General features: G+C 46.2%; 13 protein-coding genes. 8 read left to right on the forward strand and 5 right to left on the reverse strand.

Translation table 11 applies throughout. The features are described from left to right. Nucleotides 1–48: 48 nt before the first annotated feature. Nucleotides 49–1,257, reverse strand: a complete 1,209-nt coding sequence (locus QUA62_RS08465; RefSeq protein WP_333403424.1) for a NupC/NupG family nucleoside CNT transporter — start codon at nucleotides 1,255–1,257, stop codon at nucleotides 49–51. Between the two features lie 249 nt (nucleotides 1,258–1,506). Here QUA62_RS08465 and der point away from each other — a divergent pair, with 249 nt between their 5' ends. From der to proC, 7 genes are all read left to right on the forward strand, one after another. Next, entirely contained in the window at nucleotides 1,507–2,868 is a 1,362-nt protein-coding gene (gene der / locus QUA62_RS08470; protein WP_333403425.1) for a ribosome biogenesis GTPase Der, read from the forward strand. A 161-nt stretch (nucleotides 2,869–3,029) separates the two neighbouring features. Continuing rightward, nucleotides 3,030–4,025: an energy-coupling factor transporter transmembrane component T family protein gene (locus QUA62_RS08475; RefSeq protein WP_190657118.1), complete on the forward strand. Its 996-nt coding sequence runs from the start codon at nucleotides 3,030–3,032 to the stop codon at nucleotides 4,023–4,025. Nucleotides 4,026–4,211: 186 nt separating this feature from the next. Then, nucleotides 4,212–4,670: a holo-ACP synthase gene (gene acpS / locus QUA62_RS08480; protein WP_333065641.1), complete on the forward strand. Its 459-nt coding sequence runs from the start codon at nucleotides 4,212–4,214 to the stop codon at nucleotides 4,668–4,670. A 35-nt stretch (nucleotides 4,671–4,705) separates the two neighbouring features. Continuing rightward, nucleotides 4,706–4,975, forward strand: coding sequence for a transcriptional coactivator PipX (gene pipX, locus QUA62_RS08485; RefSeq protein ID WP_006634205.1), 270 nt, complete (start codon nucleotides 4,706–4,708; stop codon nucleotides 4,973–4,975). A gap of 72 nt (nucleotides 4,976–5,047) precedes the next feature. Next, nucleotides 5,048–5,713, forward strand: coding sequence for a YggS family pyridoxal phosphate-dependent enzyme (locus QUA62_RS08490; protein WP_333403426.1), 666 nt, complete (start codon nucleotides 5,048–5,050; stop codon nucleotides 5,711–5,713). Between the two features lie 117 nt (nucleotides 5,714–5,830). Next, nucleotides 5,831–6,448, forward strand: a complete 618-nt coding sequence (locus tag QUA62_RS08495; protein ID WP_190656556.1) for a cell division protein SepF — start codon at nucleotides 5,831–5,833, stop codon at nucleotides 6,446–6,448. 192 nt (nucleotides 6,449–6,640) lie between these two features. Next, nucleotides 6,641–7,486, forward strand: coding sequence for a pyrroline-5-carboxylate reductase (proC, locus tag QUA62_RS08500; RefSeq protein WP_190656554.1), 846 nt, complete (start codon nucleotides 6,641–6,643; stop codon nucleotides 7,484–7,486). A 36-nt stretch (nucleotides 7,487–7,522) separates the two neighbouring features. Here the strand turns inward: proC and QUA62_RS08505 are convergent, their stop codons facing one another. The 3 genes from QUA62_RS08505 to QUA62_RS08515 form a co-directional block, all read right to left on the reverse strand. Continuing rightward, complete coding sequence (locus tag QUA62_RS08505; RefSeq protein WP_333403427.1) at nucleotides 7,523–9,919, reverse strand: bifunctional serine/threonine-protein kinase/ABC transporter substrate-binding protein; 2,397 nt, start codon at nucleotides 9,917–9,919, stop codon at nucleotides 7,523–7,525. A 168-nt stretch (nucleotides 9,920–10,087) separates the two neighbouring features. Beyond that, nucleotides 10,088–12,499: a bifunctional serine/threonine-protein kinase/ABC transporter substrate-binding protein gene (locus tag QUA62_RS08510; protein ID WP_333403428.1), complete on the reverse strand. Its 2,412-nt coding sequence runs from the start codon at nucleotides 12,497–12,499 to the stop codon at nucleotides 10,088–10,090. Nucleotides 12,500–12,667: 168 nt separating this feature from the next. Continuing rightward, on the reverse strand, nucleotides 12,668–15,016 hold the full coding sequence (locus QUA62_RS08515; protein ID WP_333403429.1) for a bifunctional serine/threonine-protein kinase/ABC transporter substrate-binding protein: 2,349 nt from the start codon (nucleotides 15,014–15,016) through the stop codon (nucleotides 12,668–12,670). A gap of 178 nt (nucleotides 15,017–15,194) precedes the next feature. Between QUA62_RS08515 and QUA62_RS08520 the strand changes: the two genes are divergently transcribed. Then, nucleotides 15,195–16,016 (forward strand): calcium-binding protein, encoded by an 822-nt coding sequence (locus QUA62_RS08520; protein WP_333403430.1) that lies wholly within the window; start codon nucleotides 15,195–15,197, stop codon nucleotides 16,014–16,016. Between the two features lie 119 nt (nucleotides 16,017–16,135). Here the strand turns inward: QUA62_RS08520 and plsY are convergent, their stop codons facing one another. Then, nucleotides 16,136–16,816, reverse strand: a complete 681-nt coding sequence (gene plsY / locus QUA62_RS08525; RefSeq protein ID WP_333403431.1) for a glycerol-3-phosphate 1-O-acyltransferase PlsY — start codon at nucleotides 16,814–16,816, stop codon at nucleotides 16,136–16,138. Nucleotides 16,817–16,822 lie beyond the last annotated feature (6 nt).

Genomic DNA, 16,822 nt, shown 5'->3' on the forward strand with positions numbered 1-16,822 from the left:
TAAGGTGCACCATAAGCACCGCAAAGCTTAACTAAAAACTCAAAAGTTTTAAATCAGCATCCCCGCGATACAAGCAGTCATAAAACAAGCCAAAGAGCCAGCAATCATCGCCCTCACGCCCAACCTCGCCAAATCGCCTTGCCGCGAAGGAGCCATCGCGCCAATTCCCCCAATCTGAATCCCGATCGAACCAATGTTAGAAAACCCGCACAAAGCATAAGTCGAGATAATTTGCGATCGTTCAGAAATCGCCTGTTGTTTCACCAATTCCATCAAATCTAAATAAGCAACAAACTCATTCAAAATCGTTTTTTTTCCCAAAAGAATCCCCACATCTGCACAATCAGCCCAAGGCACCCCCATCAGCCAAGCAACCGGAGCCATCAAATAAGCTAAAATTAATTCTAGCGACAACTGAGGCAAACTAATTAGCCCTCCAAACCACCCCAAAAGCGCATTAAAAAAAGCCAAAAAACCCAAAAAAGCAATCAGCATAGCGGCCACATTCGCCGCCAATTTCAACCCGTCGCTAGCACCCGAAGCCGCCGCATCCACCGCATTAGCATAAACCTTTTCCACCTTCACCTCCACCTCCCCAGCAGTCAGCGACTTTTCAGTTTCTGGGTACAGCAATTTAGAAATAGCCAAAGCTGCTGGTGCAGACATGACCGACGCCCCAATTAAATGTTGAGCCGGTACTCCAAAAGAAATATAAGCTGCCATGACTCCGCCGGCAATTGTGGCAAATCCTCCCGTCATGACAGCATGGAGTTCCGAGAGCGTCATCGCCGCCAAATAAGGTTTAATTAACAAAGGAGCTTCTGTTTGCCCGATAAAGATATTCCCTGCACAAGAAAGCGTTTCTGCGCCAGAAGTTTTCATGGTTTTCATCATCAACCATGCCACTGCTTGCACAACTCGCTGCAATATGCCGTAGTGATAAAGTAGGGTGATAAAGGAAGAGAAAAAAATGATAGTCGGCAGCACTTTAAAAGCGATAAAGTGTTCGGCAAAATTGTCTCCAAATATAAACTTGGCCCCCGCATCCGAAAAATTGAGAAACTGCGTCACCAAATCTCCCAAAAATTTAAAGACAGCCAAACCCGGAGCAGTTTTGAGAATCAAAATAGCAAAAATTAGCTGTAAAGCAATTCCCCACAATACGGGCGGCCACTTGACAGCGCGCCGATCGACTGAAAAGGCGTAGGACAAACCGACAAAAACAGCTAACCCGAATACAGAAATAAGTCGTTCCATTTAGCAATTTTTAGAGAATGGGCAGCAAGCATTTCTCGTTACCAGGCAGAGCCTGGTAATCCAAATTAACAGCCCGATCGTACTTTATCTCGTTTCCGGAGGTCGCCATGAGTTCGCGGCGCGGGGCGCACAGCCCCGGAGAGCGTATAATACACGATGCAGTCCGATCGCATACAATCTCAGCCAGTTTCGCTTACAATAAAAGGCTAAACCTCAAAATTACGGCGCAGCCTCATTGCTGCTACTTTTATGTCTCTACCTATAGTTGCTATTATTGGACGCCCCAATGTAGGCAAATCGACGATCGTCAACCGTTTAGCCAATACCCAAGACGCGATCGTCCACGACGAACCAGGAATCACGCGCGATCGCACTTACAGACCAGCATACTGGGGCGATCGGGAATATCAAGTCGTAGACACCGGCGGTCTAGTATTCGACGACGAGACAGAATTTCTGCCTTTAATTCGCGAACAAGCAATGGCGGCCCTCGCAGAAGCCAGCGCAGCCATTTTCGTAGTAGACGGACAAACCGGGCTCACCGGCGGCGACGAATCGATCGCATCTTGGCTGAGACTGCAAAAAGTCCCCGTCATTCTCGCCGTCAACAAATGCGAATCGGAAAATACAGGACTCACCCAAGCAGCAGACTTTTGGCAATTGGGACTGGGAGAACCTTACCCAATTTCCGGCATTCACGGTAACGGCACCGGCGAATTGCTTGACAAATTAATAACTTATCTTCCCACGGAAGTATTACCAGAAGTTGAGGAAATTAAAGTAGCAATTATCGGTCGTCCCAACGTCGGCAAGTCGAGTTTGTTAAACGCATTTCTTGGAGAAAACCGCGCCATAGTCAGCCCGATTTCCGGCACAACCCGCGACGCGATCGACACCTTAGTAGAACGCAACGGTAAAACCTACCGCCTGATCGACACAGCCGGAATACGCAAAAAGAAAAACGTCGAATACGGTGCAGAATTTTTCGGGATCAACCGCGCTTTCAAAGCCATCCGCCGGGCCGACGTAATACTGCTAGTAATTGACGCAATTGACGGCGTTACCGACCAAGACCAAAAATTAGCCGATCGCATCAGCGAAGAAGGTCGAGCCTGCATCATAGTCGTCAACAAATGGGACGCCGTAGAAAAAGACTCCGACACCATCTACGAGTACGAAAGAGAAGTAAGAACCCGACTTTATTTCCTCGACTGGGCAGAAATGATTTTTGTTAGCGCCATGAGTGGACAGCGAGTTGAAAAAATCATTGAATTAGTAGACAAAGCCTCCGACGAACACAAACGTCGCGTCCCTACCGCCGTGATTAACGAAGTCATAGAAGAAGCCACAAGCTGGCACTCAGCCCCAGTTACCCGGCAAGGAAAACAAGGCAAAATCTATTACGGTACTCAAGTGCGATCGCAGCCACCGACAATCGCCCTATTTGTCAACGATCCAAAACGCTTCACCGAAAATTACCGCCGCTACATGGAAAGCCAATTTCGCAAACACCTCGGCTTTACCGGTACACCAATGCGGCTGCTTTGGAGAGGCAAAAAAGTTCGCGCCAGCGAAATCAGCACAACCAACAGAGCACTGCGCGTGAAGTAATTCTAGACTTTATATTAAAGAAAAAACGCAGTTTAATAATCAAAGCAAATTGCGTTTCTTTCTTTTCTCTTCCTTCGCGTCCTAGCGCTTACGCGCGGCTTCGCCTAACGCGTCTTCGCGGTTCAATAAATTTATATTATTAAAAATCTAAAATCGACAAAATGGATTTATTGCGATCGCTCCCGATAGGACTCTACCTAGAACAACCAGTAACCTGGCTTCACCGGCTAGACTCCCGCGTTAAACTAGCCTGGTTGATGACATTTTTGATTGCGCCAATACTCGCCAATCCCATCTGGCGGTTGATGCTAGTAGGAATGTTAATCGTACTGACACTAACAGCAGCAATTCCCTTGCGCGTGTGGAAACAGCAAATGGGACTGCTGCTGCTATTCTGTCTATTAGTATTTGGTCTCAGCGCGATCGCCCCCGACGGACTCCGCTCAGAACACCAGCCCCGCATCCCCGCCGACGAATTAACCTTTTCCCAACAGCCCGCAACCCTTCCTCCCCGTCAAGAGCCCAAACCCTGGTACAAACCTTTTAACTTAGGCTCAAACTCCCAAATCCCCAATACCAAAGCCCAAAGCCCAAATCAACTCCCCCAACCCACAAACTACCGTTACGTTGTATTCAAACAAGGCCCGATTAAAATCACCCGCCAATCCCTAGATTTAGCTATCAACGTCAGTACCCTATTTTTCACAGTAATTTACAGCACCAACCTCTACCTTCTCACCACAGCCAGCGAAGAAATCACCGCCGCGATTGAAAACTTAATGCAGCCTCTGCGCCGCTTGAACTGGCCTGTTACCGAAATAGCCTTAACATTAACTCTATCTTTGCGGTTCATTCCCCTAGTATTGGAAGAAATACAAAATTTAGTGCGATCTGTCAGAACCCGAGCAATCAACTGGAAAAAACTCGGATTTCGCAGCGCAGCTCAAGTGTGGTTGATGATAGCCGAGCGACTGTTAGAAAACTTGCTCCTGCGAGCTGAACAAATTGCCAGCGCCATGAAAGTTCGCGGCTTCACCAGTCCCGATCGACACCGTGTAGAATGGCACCAGTTGCACTTGAAAATCCGAGACTGGATCGCCCTCGGCTGCTTGCTCGTCCTCTGGAGCGCCCGCTTGGTTTGGGGTTGGGACAGTTAAGATTTTAGATTTTAGATTTTAGATTTTAGATTGATTGATTAGATTTGAGATTGAAGAATATTAAAGAATTGGGAATGAGTGATGAAGCTCGTCGTTTTGAGCACTGGCCTACATTTGAGTAAGTTTTGTCTGGTGCGCGACAGTCCTGCTAAAGTAATGGAGACAAATATTTAGAGAACCAAGACCTTGAACATCTATCTTGGGACAGATATCGTATATGTTCCGCGCATACAAGCCGCATTAGACCGGTTTGGCGATCGCTTCCTCGAAAAAGTTTACACGCCCGCCGAACAAAGGGATTGTAGGTCACTAAATTCTCAACACAGCAGCATTAAAGGTAAAATGAATCGAGTTTCCTGCAACCAACTAGCGGGGCGCTGGGCAGCAAAAGAAGCCGTTGTCAAAGCTCTAGGCACGGGATGGCGGGGAATACGGTATGCAGATGTGGAGATTCGGCGCTCCGAAAACGGTGCTCCAAACGTGCAACTGCACGGAACCGCAGCAGCACAGGCCTCTGTTTGGGGAAATTGCCAGTGGCAATTGAGCCTCAGCCACGACGGAGACTATTGCACGGCTACGGCGATCGCTCTTTGTACCCCGCCGTCAAACAACGCCGTCGGGCGATCGAGCGAAACTAAAATCTAAATCTTTAATCTAAAATGGATCGATTGTGAGCGTTAATGACTACCGAAACTTACCTGAATCATCCAAACTTTGGCCTCCTCTTCAGGGTATCCCAGGTTGAAGACAGCCAAGAATTATTTACCACCCTATACGCCCAGCGCCTGTTTTTTTTGGTGACAAACGGCCCAGGCGGGCTGAGATTTGAACCAATCAGCCGGTCCGACGCTCGCCTCATGGTCGAAATTCGCCTGCGAACCCTGCGTCGCAGCGGTCAATATCAGGAGTACGACCAATTGCAGACCATTCACCAGCGCACCTTTCAATAGCGAAAATCAGTAACTTGGTAATTGGTAACTGTCTTAATTTTCCTTCCCTCCCGTTCCTAGCGTTGAGCACCCATGACCATAGCCTCTCGAATTAACAGCATTCGCCAACACTTGCCCGAATCAGTGCGGTTAATTGCCGTTACCAAACAGGTACCGACTGATGCTATCCGCGAAGCATACGACGCCGGTATCCGGGATTTTGGCGAGAGTAAGGTTCAAGAGACTGCCGACAAACAAAGGCAACTGCAAGATTTACCGGATATCAACTGGCACTTGATCGGCCACTTGCAAGCTAACAAAGCCGCCAAAGCCCTAGAGATCTTCCAGTGGATTCATTCTCTCGACAATTTAAAAATCGCTCAGCGACTTTCGCGCTTGGCGGGCGAACAGTCGTGCTCTCCCCAAGTCTGCCTGCAAGTCAAAATGTTGCCCGACCCGGACAAATACGGCTGGAGCGTTCCAGAACTGCTTGCCGACCTTCCAGAACTCAACAAATGTCAGCATATCAAAATTCAAGGTTTGATGACAATACCCCCACTGGGGTTAAATGACTCGCAAATCCTAGAATTATTTAACAGCACCCGCGAACTTGCTGACAAAATCCAGCAGCAAAATTTGCCCTGCATTCAAATGCAGCAGCTCTCGATGGGGATGTCGGGAGATTATCATTTGGCAATTCAAGCAGGTGCTACTATGGTACGGCTAGGACAAACCTTATTTGGCTCTAGGAGGGGATAAATAATTCAAATCTTCTAATAAAGACAATTTAGGTTAAATATATAGTAGTCAGCCACCCGCGACTAACGCGCGACGCGAGTATAGTCGGGGCAGCAAAGTCGTGAAGGAGAGTGAATCATGAATATTTTTTCTAAACTGCGAGATTTTGTAGGCATCAACAATGAGCCTGAGTACGATGACGTGTACGACGAAACCGAAGGGGAGCGCTATCAGAACTTCTACCCAGCGCCTGAACCGAACCCCGCTGCAGTCGCAGCAGCCGAAGAAGAACGTCGTCAAAATCGTAGAATGCGAGAGCGCTCAGTAGTAGGATCGACAGGTATGGATGTCGTTGCACCAACCGGGGGAGTAGGGTCAGTAATGAATAACGTGATTGGAATGCCTGGAGCTATGAACGGGATTTCGGAAGTAGTAGTAATGGAGCCGCGCACTTTTGAAGAGATGCCGGCAGCAATTCGAGCGCTTAAGGAACGGAAGTCTGTGGTTTTGAACCTGACGGTGATGGACCCAGACCAAGCGCAAAGAGCTGTGGACTTTGTGGCGGGCGGTACTTATGCCCTGGACGGTCATCAAGAGCGAATTGGCGAAAGTATTTTCTTGTTTACGCCTAGCTGCGTGCAGGTGAGAACTCAGTCTGGTGTGGTTCACGAAGTGCCTCCTGCTCAAGGACGCCCTCGTGCTGCTGCTCCTGCACCAACAGTCTGGCCTGCAGAACAAGCTCCAATCGCTCAGTAGTCAGTAGTTAGTAGTCAGTTGACAGTGGTGAGTAGTCAGTAGTCAGTAGTCAGTAGTCAATAGTTAACAACTAATAACTGTGGAATAAACACTGCGGATTAATAACATTAGCTAACAACTAAGTAACCAATGACAACTGACAACTGACAACTGACAACTGATAACTCAAAAGTGACAAGTGACAACTGACTAATGACTAACATAAAATTTGGTACGATCGGCGGCGGGGTAATGGGAGAAGCTCTCTTATCCCGCTTAATTGCACAAAAAGTTTATTTGCCTTCAGAAATATTGGTGAGCGACCCACAACTTCAACGCCGCCAATTTTTGACGGAAACCTACGGGATTGGAACAACAGCCAGCAATCTAGAAGTTGCTGCCGCTACAGAAGTGCTGTTTTTGGCGATTAAACCGCAAGTTTTTGATACGGTAGCTTTGGAATTGGCCGTGGCGGCCGATCGCCAACAGGGCAATAATGGAGAAACGGCTAATTCTGAGCCAGAAGCGCTGGTAGTGTCGATTTTGGCAGGAGTGCCACTGAGCAAGCTCGAACCAGCCTTCCCGGGGCGGGGAGTGCTGCGTGTGATGCCGAATACCCCTGCCACGGTAGGAGCGGGAATGAGCGCGATCGCCTCGGGAAAACTCGTGCAACCGGCTGATTTAGAATTGGTAAAGCGCATCTTTCAGGCCGTGGGAGAAGTGGTAGAAGTGCCTGAGAGTATGCTGGATGCGGTGACGGGGCTTTCGGGTTCCGGGCCTGGTTATGTAGCAATTTTGATTGAGGCCTTGACAGATGGCGGAGTTTGTGCAGGACTGCCACGGGCGATCGCCTCTCAATTAGCTTTGCAAACTGTATTCGGTACGGCGAAGCTAATGCAAGAAACGGGAATGCACCCGGCACAATTGAAAGATCAAGTTACAAGTCCCGGCGGCACCACTATTGCGGGAATTGCTAAATTAGAGAGTAGTGGCTTTCGATCGGCCCTAATCGAAGCAGTGAAAGCAGCTTGTTTGCGTTCTCAAGAATTAGGGAAATAACTCAGGAATTACGCACAGAAACAATCAGAAATGAGTTCAATCGCACTTTAAACCTGCCGCTGCCGCTGTCGGATACTTGACGGGAACAAAAGCTACACCGAATTGTTCTTTTCGACACTTGACAATATGCACCAATTCGCTGGGGGGATTTTTGCGATCGCCATTCTTTCCAAACTGAATAGTTCCTGTTCCTCCTTCCACAATAAAATTCGGAAGAGAAAGAGTTTTTTGCATTCCTTCCCGGCTGGGTTGCTGCTGCATTTCCATTGCCTTAATCAGTGCAATAGTTGCATCGTAAGCTAAGGCGGTATCGGTATTTACCGTTCCTCCCCACAACTTTTGAGCCTGTTGAGGAAATTTTTTATTAACACTGCTTAAGGGATGCCAGGGGACAGACACGATTAGTTTTTCAAAAGATTTTAACTGGGATACGGCTTCCAAAGTTCTCCACTTGTAGAGTACCCAAATTCCGGCTATCCAATTGCGATTGCCGTTGGCTTTAACCATTGCGATCGCGTTATTTAATGAATTAGTAATTTGACCGTCTGGAGATAACACGATCGCAGTTTCCCCTGTGCGCTGGATTTGATTTAAAGCTGTTTGGGCGTTGAATTCATTTTTGGATAAATCAAACTCGCGACTTCTGACTATTTTTGCTTTTTTGTCATCTTGAAACTGCCGTTTGAAAGCTTGTGTAAAATAAGAACCAGACGAACTGCCGGGATTGTATAAAACTGTCGCTTGATTTTTGCCTACTGACCGCAGATACTTTGCTAAAGTTTGAGCAGCAAACCGACTCGAATAGGATGTGCGAAAGAAAATTTTTCGAGGCTTTTCTGTCAGTTCTTCCGTTGTGCTTCCCGGAGAAATCAAAACCAGGTTATTTTGGTCATAAATATCTACCGCTGATAGGGTAATTTCGCTGGCATAGTGACCGACTACTCCTAAAATATCCGGCTGTTTAACCAGTACATTTGCTGTTTTAACGACCTCTGTTTTGAGATTCGCATCGTCAGCAATGATGACTTTAAGACCTTTTTCGTTAATAGCTTTGGCTTCGAGAAAGCTGTGACCGGGAAAGCTTTTATTCCTCTCATTAGCAGCGCTTAATCCTAAATTAACTTGTGTTTGGGCTTGGGCAACGCCGCGCAAAATTTCTTTTGCCGAATCTGCATTAATTACAGAACCATCCTGAGTTCTCAGGATGGGAATGGCAACAGCAATTGTGTAATAATCAGCATTTTTAGCCTGAAGCCAAGCATTGTTCATGTAAATTAAAGTTTCGGGATCGATGCTGTCTTCTTCGTTCCAGGATTTTTTGAATAAATTAAAAGCAGATTGATAATTAGATTTGGCAAACTCCTCAACTCCCCTTTGCTTTAACCGAGGCGAAGAAGTTTTTACTAGGATTTCTTCGCCGCAACTCACAGCATCTCCTTGGATTAAAGGACAAGTTTTAGGTGTAATTGTGCGTAAAAAAATAGGGGCTGCCAGTCCCGCTGTCATTCCCGCAACTGCCAATGGCAACAAGCCAAAGATCGATCGAGAAAACACCCTGCGTTTCGGTGGTGGTGAATGCAATCCTGTTAGCGCTCGCAAATCCTGTAACACTTCAGCAGCGGATTGATAGCGATCGTTAAAGTGGTAGCGCACCATCTTATTTAAAACTTTTTTTAGCTTGTCGCTAATTTGTACCATCGGGCGATCGTCAGTGGAGTAATGCCAGACGAGTTCGCCAGTTTTTTGATGGTTGAAAAAATCTGCAATATCTAAACCTGCGATCGCTTGAATGCCGATGATTCCCACAGCATAGATATCGCTGTTAAATCTGGGCTGATTTTTCCACTGTTCCGCCGGCATATAACCCTCAGTACCAATGGCACGAGTTTGAGTTATTTGACCGTTATCGATCGTCAAAGTGCCGATCGCTTTTACTGCCCCAAAATCAATCACCGCAATTTTGCCGTCTAGCTTGCGCCGGATTAAGTTTGACGGTTTAATATCGCGGTGAATAATACCTTGAGAGTGGACGCAATCTAAAACTGACAAAATATCCAGCAATAAATCAATAACTTCTGACTCCTTAAACTGCCTGAGAGAACCGAGTTCTTTATTCAGCGGATTTCCTTCGATGTATTCTTGAATTAAGTAAAATTTTCCCTGTTCTTGGAAGCGATCGATTAACTGGGGAATGCGCGGACACTTATCGAGATACTTCAGGGTTTTAGCTTCTTTTTCAAATTGCTGTTGTGCTTCTTCCAACAGCCGCGCATCCTTAGATTGAGGCGGCTCAATTTCCTTGACGACGCACAGGGGATTTTCGGGGCTGCCCAAAGCGTCGTTAGCCGTATAGGTTTTAGCAAACCCTCCCTCACCTAATTTAGCGATAATTCGGTAGCGCGCGCGCAGAATATCCCCTGGTTTTAGGCACATAAATTCTCCGATTCCCCGACTGGCTGCACTCGTTGAGGTTGATTTTACCATCGGGCGGGAACGGGTTTATATAGTTTACTCACGAGTATGTAACGCCGCCCTCTGGCGGTTCATGTACCGCGAGCGAGGGCGGCTAACGCAAGAAAATTGAATCAATCAGAAACGAGTTCAATCGCACTTTAAACCTGCCGCTTTTGCTGTCGGGTACTTGACGGGAACAAAAGCGAGGCCGAACCGCTCTTTTGGACACTTGACAATATGTACTAAGTCCGGTCGAAAATTTTGGCGATCGCCCTTCGCATCAAACTCAATAGTTCCGGTTGCTCCTTTGGCGCTAAAATTCTGACTCGCAATAGTGTGCTGCATCCCTTCGCGGCTGGGTTGCTGTTGCATTTCTATTGCTGTAATTAGCGTCCGAGTTGCATCGTAGGTTAAAGCTGTGCGGTGGTTGACGTTTCCTCCCCAAAGCTTCCGAGCATTTTCGGCAAATGTGGGGTTGGGAGCAGCTAAGGGATGCCAAGAGGATGATGTCACCAGTTTATTAAAAGACTGTAACTGGGAGGCAGTTTCTAAGGTTTTCTGGCTGTAGATTCCCCCGGTTCCCACTACCCAATTGCGATCGCCATTGGCTTTAATAAGTGCCATCGCATTTTTGACTGCATTCGGGACATGACTCGTACTTAAGACAATCGCTGTTTTCTCAGTTCGCTCGATTTCTTGTAATGCTAATTCAACGTTAAAATTTTTCTTACATAAATCGAATTCAGTGATGCTGAAAATATTTCCTCCTGCTTCTCTAAACTGTTTTCTGAATTCTTCCCACAATGAAGAAGTAGCTTGAATCTCAGGACAATAGAAACCCGCCGCTTTTTTGGAACCTGCCTTTTCAATCAGATAGTTCTTGAAGTTTTCAGCAGTAATTTGATGTCTAGGAACAGTGCGAAAGAAAAACTTCCGACGTTTTTCTGTTAATTGTTCCGTTGTACTCCCCGGCGAAATTAAGACTAAGTTATTTTTGTCATAAATATCGACTGCATGCACAGTCATCTCGCTAGTATAGTGACCGACGACGCCCAAAATCTCGGTTTGCTTCACGAGTGAAGAGGCTCTAGCTTGTGCCTCTGCTTTCAGATTGGCATCGTCAGCGATAATGACTCTAATACCCTTGCCCTTAATGGCTTTCCCTGCTAAAAAACCTTGACCGGGAAAGTCGTTATTGCGATCGGAATTAAAGAGTCCTAGGTTGACTTCTGTTTGGGCGTGGGCAATGCCGCGCAACATTTCTCTAGCCAAATCAGAATTGACAGTACCTCCTTCGCTGTTGCTAATGGGAACGGCAACTGCAAGGGTGTAATAATCAGCTTTTTTTGCTTTCAAAAGGGCATTATTCATGTAAATTAAAGTTTCGGGATCTTTGCGTTCTTCTTCGTCCCACGATTGTTTAAATAAATTAAAAGCTGATTGATAATTTGCATTAAAAAACTCCTCTATTCCCCTTTCTTTTAAGCGAGAACCAGATGTTTTTATCAGGATTTCCTCGCCACAACTCGCAGCATCTCCCTTGATTAAAGGACAAGTTTTAGGTATAAAAATTTTGTGTATTAAAAATACTGCTAGCCCGAGGAATCCTGCGATCGCGATCGGCAAGCAAACTCTCAATTTATCTTGCCATTGGCACTGAGGCTTCGGCAGCAGAGGTTGTTGTGGAGGGGGCGCAGGTGAGTGCAATGCTGTTAGCGCTCGCAAATCCTGTAACACTTCAGCAGCGGACTGATAGCGATCGTTAAAGTGGTAGCGCACCATCTTATTTAAAACTTTTTTTAGCTTGTCACTAATTTGTACCATCGGGCGATCGTCAGTTGAGTAGTGCCAGACGAGTTCCCCAGTTTTTTTATCATTAAAAAAGTCTTCAATATCTAAACCTGCGATCGCTTGAATGCCAATGATTCCCACAGCATAGATATCGCTGTTAAATCTTGGCTGATTTGTCCACTGTTCGGCTGGCATATAACCGTCTGTACCAACGGCACGAGTTTGAGTTATTTGACCGTTCTCGATCGCCAAAGTGCCGATCGCTTTTACCGCCCCAAAGTCAATCACCGCAATTTTGCCGTCTAGCTTGCGCCGGATTAAGTTTGACGGTTTAATATCTCGGTGAATAATACCTTGAGAGTGTACGCACTCTAAAACTGACAAAATGTCCAGCAATAAATCAATAACTGCTGACTCCTGAAACTGCTGGCCTGAAATTAGTTCTTGATTCAGCGGATTTCCTTCGATGTATTCTTGAATTAAGTAAAATTTTCCCTGTTCTTGGAAGCGATCGATAAACTTGGGAATGCGCGGACACTTATCGAGATACTTCAGGGTTTTAGCTTCTTTTTCAAATTGCTGTTGTGCTTCTTCCAACAGCCGCGCATCCTTAGATTGAGGCGGCTCAATTTCCTTGACGACGCACAGGGGATTTTCGGGGCTGCCCAAAGCGTCGTTAGCCGTATAGGTTTTAGCAAAACCTCCCTCACCTAATTGACCGATAATTCGGTAGCGCGCGCGCAGAATATCCCCTGGTTTTAGGCACATAAATTCTCCGATTCCCCGACTGGCTGCACTCGTTGAGGTTGATTTTACCATCGGGCGGGAACGGGTTTATATAGTTTACTCACGAGTATGTAACGCCGCCCTCTGGCGGTTCATGTATCGCGAGCGAGGGCGGCTAACGCAAGAAAATTGAATCAATCAGAAACGAGTTCAATCGCAATTTAAACCTGCCGCTGCCGCTGTCGGGTACTTGACGGGAACAAAAGCGAGGCCGAACTGCTCATTTGGACACTCTACAATATGTACTAAATCGCTGGGATGATTTTTCCGATCGCCATTTTCCGGCGAGTTAAACTGAATGGTTCCTGTTGCTCCCCAAGCGCTAAAATCAGGAGATGAAAGCGTTCTTTGCATTCCTTCGCGACTGGGTTCCTGCTGCATTTCCAATGCTTTTATGAGTGCGCGCGCTGCATCGTAAGCTGAAGATATACGAGTATTTCCCTCTTCTCCCCACAGCGATCGAGCTTGTTGGGGAAATTCTGGGTTGGGGCTGTTTAAGGGATGCCAGCCGACAGAAAGGATTAGTTTATTAAACACATTTTGCGGTTGCCCAGATACAAATTCTAACATTTGCGGACACATCAGCATCCATGCCCCGGCAATCCAATTGCGAGAGCCGTTAAGTTTTATTATGTCAAATGCGCTGTCTAGCGTTCTGCTATGATGGGGATCGGGAACTAGCACGATCGCAGTTTCTCCCTTTGTCTGGATTTCCTTGATCGCTCTTGCGGTGTTGAAGTCTTTTTTAAATAAATCGAAATCTTGAATTCTGACTATTGTTCCCCCTAGGCGTCGAAAATAGTTTTTATAACCTTTCACAAAAGATGCGCCGAATGGGCTTCGCGGATTGTATAAAATTGCTACTTGTGTTTGATTTTGTTTTCGGAGGTACTTCGCTAAATCTTTAGCGATTAAACTGCTCGTATATTGAGTGCGAAAAAAAAATTTCCTAGGTTCATGCGTCAGCTCTCCCGTGGCTGCACCCGGAGACATCAAAACGAGATTATTGTTGTTGTAAATATCTACAGCGTGCATCGTCATCTCGCTACTAGCGTGACCGATAACTGCTAAAATATCCGGTCGATCGACCAGCGAAATTGCTCTTTGTTTTGCCTCCTCTTCATCGTTGGCATCGTCAGCAATAATTACTTTAAGTCCTTTGCCCTTAATGGCTTGACTTGGTAAAAAACCTTGACCTGGAAAGTCCCGATCGCTAGAATTTGATAGTCTCAAATTAACTTCTGTTTGCGCTTGAGCCACTCCGCGCAGATATTCTTTCGCCTGCTCGCCAAGCTGAGAAAAACTGTCGGGGTTTCTCCGACAAACGGAAAGGACGACAGCAATTGTGTAATAAGGAGCGTTGCTGACTTCCAGAAAAGCATTGTTCAGGTAAATTAAAGTTTCTGGGTCTTTGCCGTCTTCGTTGTGCCACGATTCTTTGAAGGTATTAAAAGCTTGCTTTGAATTTGAAGCTGCAAATTCTTTAACTCCTTTTTGCTTGAGCCAAGGTTGAGAACTTGTAAATAGAATTTTTTCTCCGGCACTTAAACCATCTGGGAGGTTTGGGGGGGAAGGTGTTTTGCTGTCACGGGCGATCGAATATTCCACTCCCACCTGCGTCGCAATCTCAATCGGCGGTGAGGGCGATACCGCCTCCGATCGCAAATGGTCTAACACTTCAGCAGCGGATTGATAGCGATCGTTAAAGTGGTAGCGCACCATCTTATTTAAAACTTTTTCCAGCTTGTCGCTAATTTGTACCATCGGGCGATCGTCAGTTGAGTAGTGCCAGACAAGTTCCCCAGTTCTTTTATGATTTAAAAAGTCTTCAATATCTAAACCTGCGATCGCTTGAATGCCGATGATTCCCACAGCATAGATATCGCTGTTAAATCTTGGCTGATTTATCCACTGTTCGGCCGGCATATAACCGTCTGTACCGATGACGCGAGTTTGAGTTATTTGACCGCCCTGAATCGCCAAATTGCTAATACCTTTGACTGCCCCAAAGTCAATCACGGCAATTTGGCCGGAGCGGTTACACCGGATTAAGTTTGACGGTTTAATATCGCGGTGAATAATATGTTTTTTGTGGACGCAATCTAAAACTTCTAAAATGTCCTGCAATAACTCAATAACTTCTGATTCCTTAAACAGCCTGCCTGAACCTATCTCCTCGTTCAGCGGATTTCCTTCGATGTATTCTTGAATTAAGTAAAATTTTCCCTGTTCTTGAAAGTGCTCGATTAACCTGGGAATGCGCGAGCACTCTTTCAGAGATATCAGGGATTCAGCTTCTCTTTCAAATTGCACCTGCGCTGCCTGCAAAACCTCCGGATCGTTCGATTGAGGAGGCCCAATTTCCTTGACGACGCACAGGGGCTTTTCGGGGCTGCCCAAAGCGTCGTTAGCCGTATAGGTTTTAGCAAACCCTCCCTCACCTAATTTAGCGATAATTCGGTAGCGATCGCGCAGAATATCCCCTGGATTCAGACACATAAATTTTTACAATGCCTTGACTCGCTGCACTCGTTGAGGTCGATCGTACCACAAATATGACTTTTATGAACTCAAAGTTATGACTTTTATGAACTCAAAGTTATGACTATATGAATTGATTTTGAGAGTGGCTTATTTAATAATCTTGGCATCTGAGATTTTAGGGAGAAAATATTTTATGGCTTTACAAAGAGACCCATCAGGAGTGCCTCGCTTAATTGGCGACAATACATCTGAATCTGTTGAGTTATCCGTCGCTAATTCTCGATTCGGAGGTGTAACTAATTTCCCCTCGGGAGTATGGATGCTCGGAGGTGACGATTCAGTCATAGGCTCAACAGCTAACGATTTGGTTTATGGCAATGAAGGGGAAGATATTATCAGAGGGAATTTTGGCAACGATTCTTTATTTGGGGGAAGAGGGAAAGACGCAATAAATGGAAATGAAAGCAATGACTCTCTAAACGGAGGTCAAGATGGAGATGTACTTTTTGGTGAGAGTGGCAATGATATTTTATTGGGAGGTAAAGGCAATGATTTTTTAGTCAGCGGTAGCGGAAATGACACTCTGGTGGGAGCTTTGGGTCGCGACCTTTTAACAGGTTTGGGTGATAGTGGATCACTCAAAATCGGGGGCAGCAACTTGTACGTCCTTCAAGCAGAACCCGGAGTTAGAGATGTCAATAATGCCGATTTCATTGTAGGTTTCCGACAACCTTTCGATAAAATTGGATTAGCAAACGGTTTGACTGTGAATGATATAGTGTTGGAAAACTTGACAAATGTGCCAATTACGATACAGGTAGAATTTCCGCAAGTTGCCGGTTCTGTGGTCACGCCAGAGCAATCACAGCTATTAAAACCCGTATCGATAGTGAGTTCCGGGACTCTGATCAAAGTCAGGAATTCAGGAGATGCAATCGGTTTTGTTGAGGGTGTAACGCCTGTGCAACTGCAAAACAGCATTCTAAACACCATTATCCCTGTTCAGGGATTCTGAGCTGTATAATGCGCTGCCATGCCTGCTATAAAAGCTTAATTGGAGATGCTGCTAGCGATCGCCCGCGCGCTAAACTGTGGGATTTTTAAGGCGAGCTCGCACTTCAATCAAACTAATTATCACTCGCTAGCTGCTGTTTCCAATTTCTCTCCAATCCTTGGTTCAGTACCGTTCAAAAGCCGCTGAATATTGCTCCGATGCCGCACAATTACAAAGACACCGCCCGCAATTCCAAACAATACATAAGCCAGCGGCTGATGTAAAGCAAACATCAATCCAGCAACGCTAATTGCTCCGATAATCGAACTTAAAGAGACAATTCGCGATACCGCAAATACTATTCCGAAAATTCCGAAAGTTCCCAAACCTACTGGCCAGTACAAACCGAGCAAAACTCCCAAACTTGTAGCCACTGATTTACCCCCGGTAAACCCCAGCCAGATAGACTTGCTGTGGCCCAAAACAGCCGAGAAACCCGCCAAAGTTGCCATCCAAGGGATGACAGTTGCAGTATTTTCTAAACCTGCGGCGGTTGCTAGCTGCTGGGTAAAACTGAGAGAGTAAATGTAGCGGATTAGGACGATCGCACTTACCCCCTTCAAAACATCAACCAGCAACACCCCCAACCCCGGCCACTTCCCCAAAGTCCTCAGTACGTTAGTCGCACCCGTCGAACCCGAACCAACCTCTCGAATATCAATTCCTAGCATCCATTTCCCCAAGGCGTACCCAGTAGGAATCGAACCCAGCAGATAAGCTGCTATTAGCAATGCCCCATTTAAAATTATCCAGCTAGCCATTTTTTA

Origin of the sequence: Microcoleus sp. MON1_C1 (genome assembly GCF_036701945.1) — a bacterium.
GTDB lineage: Bacteria > Cyanobacteriota > Cyanobacteriia > Cyanobacteriales > Microcoleaceae > Microcoleus.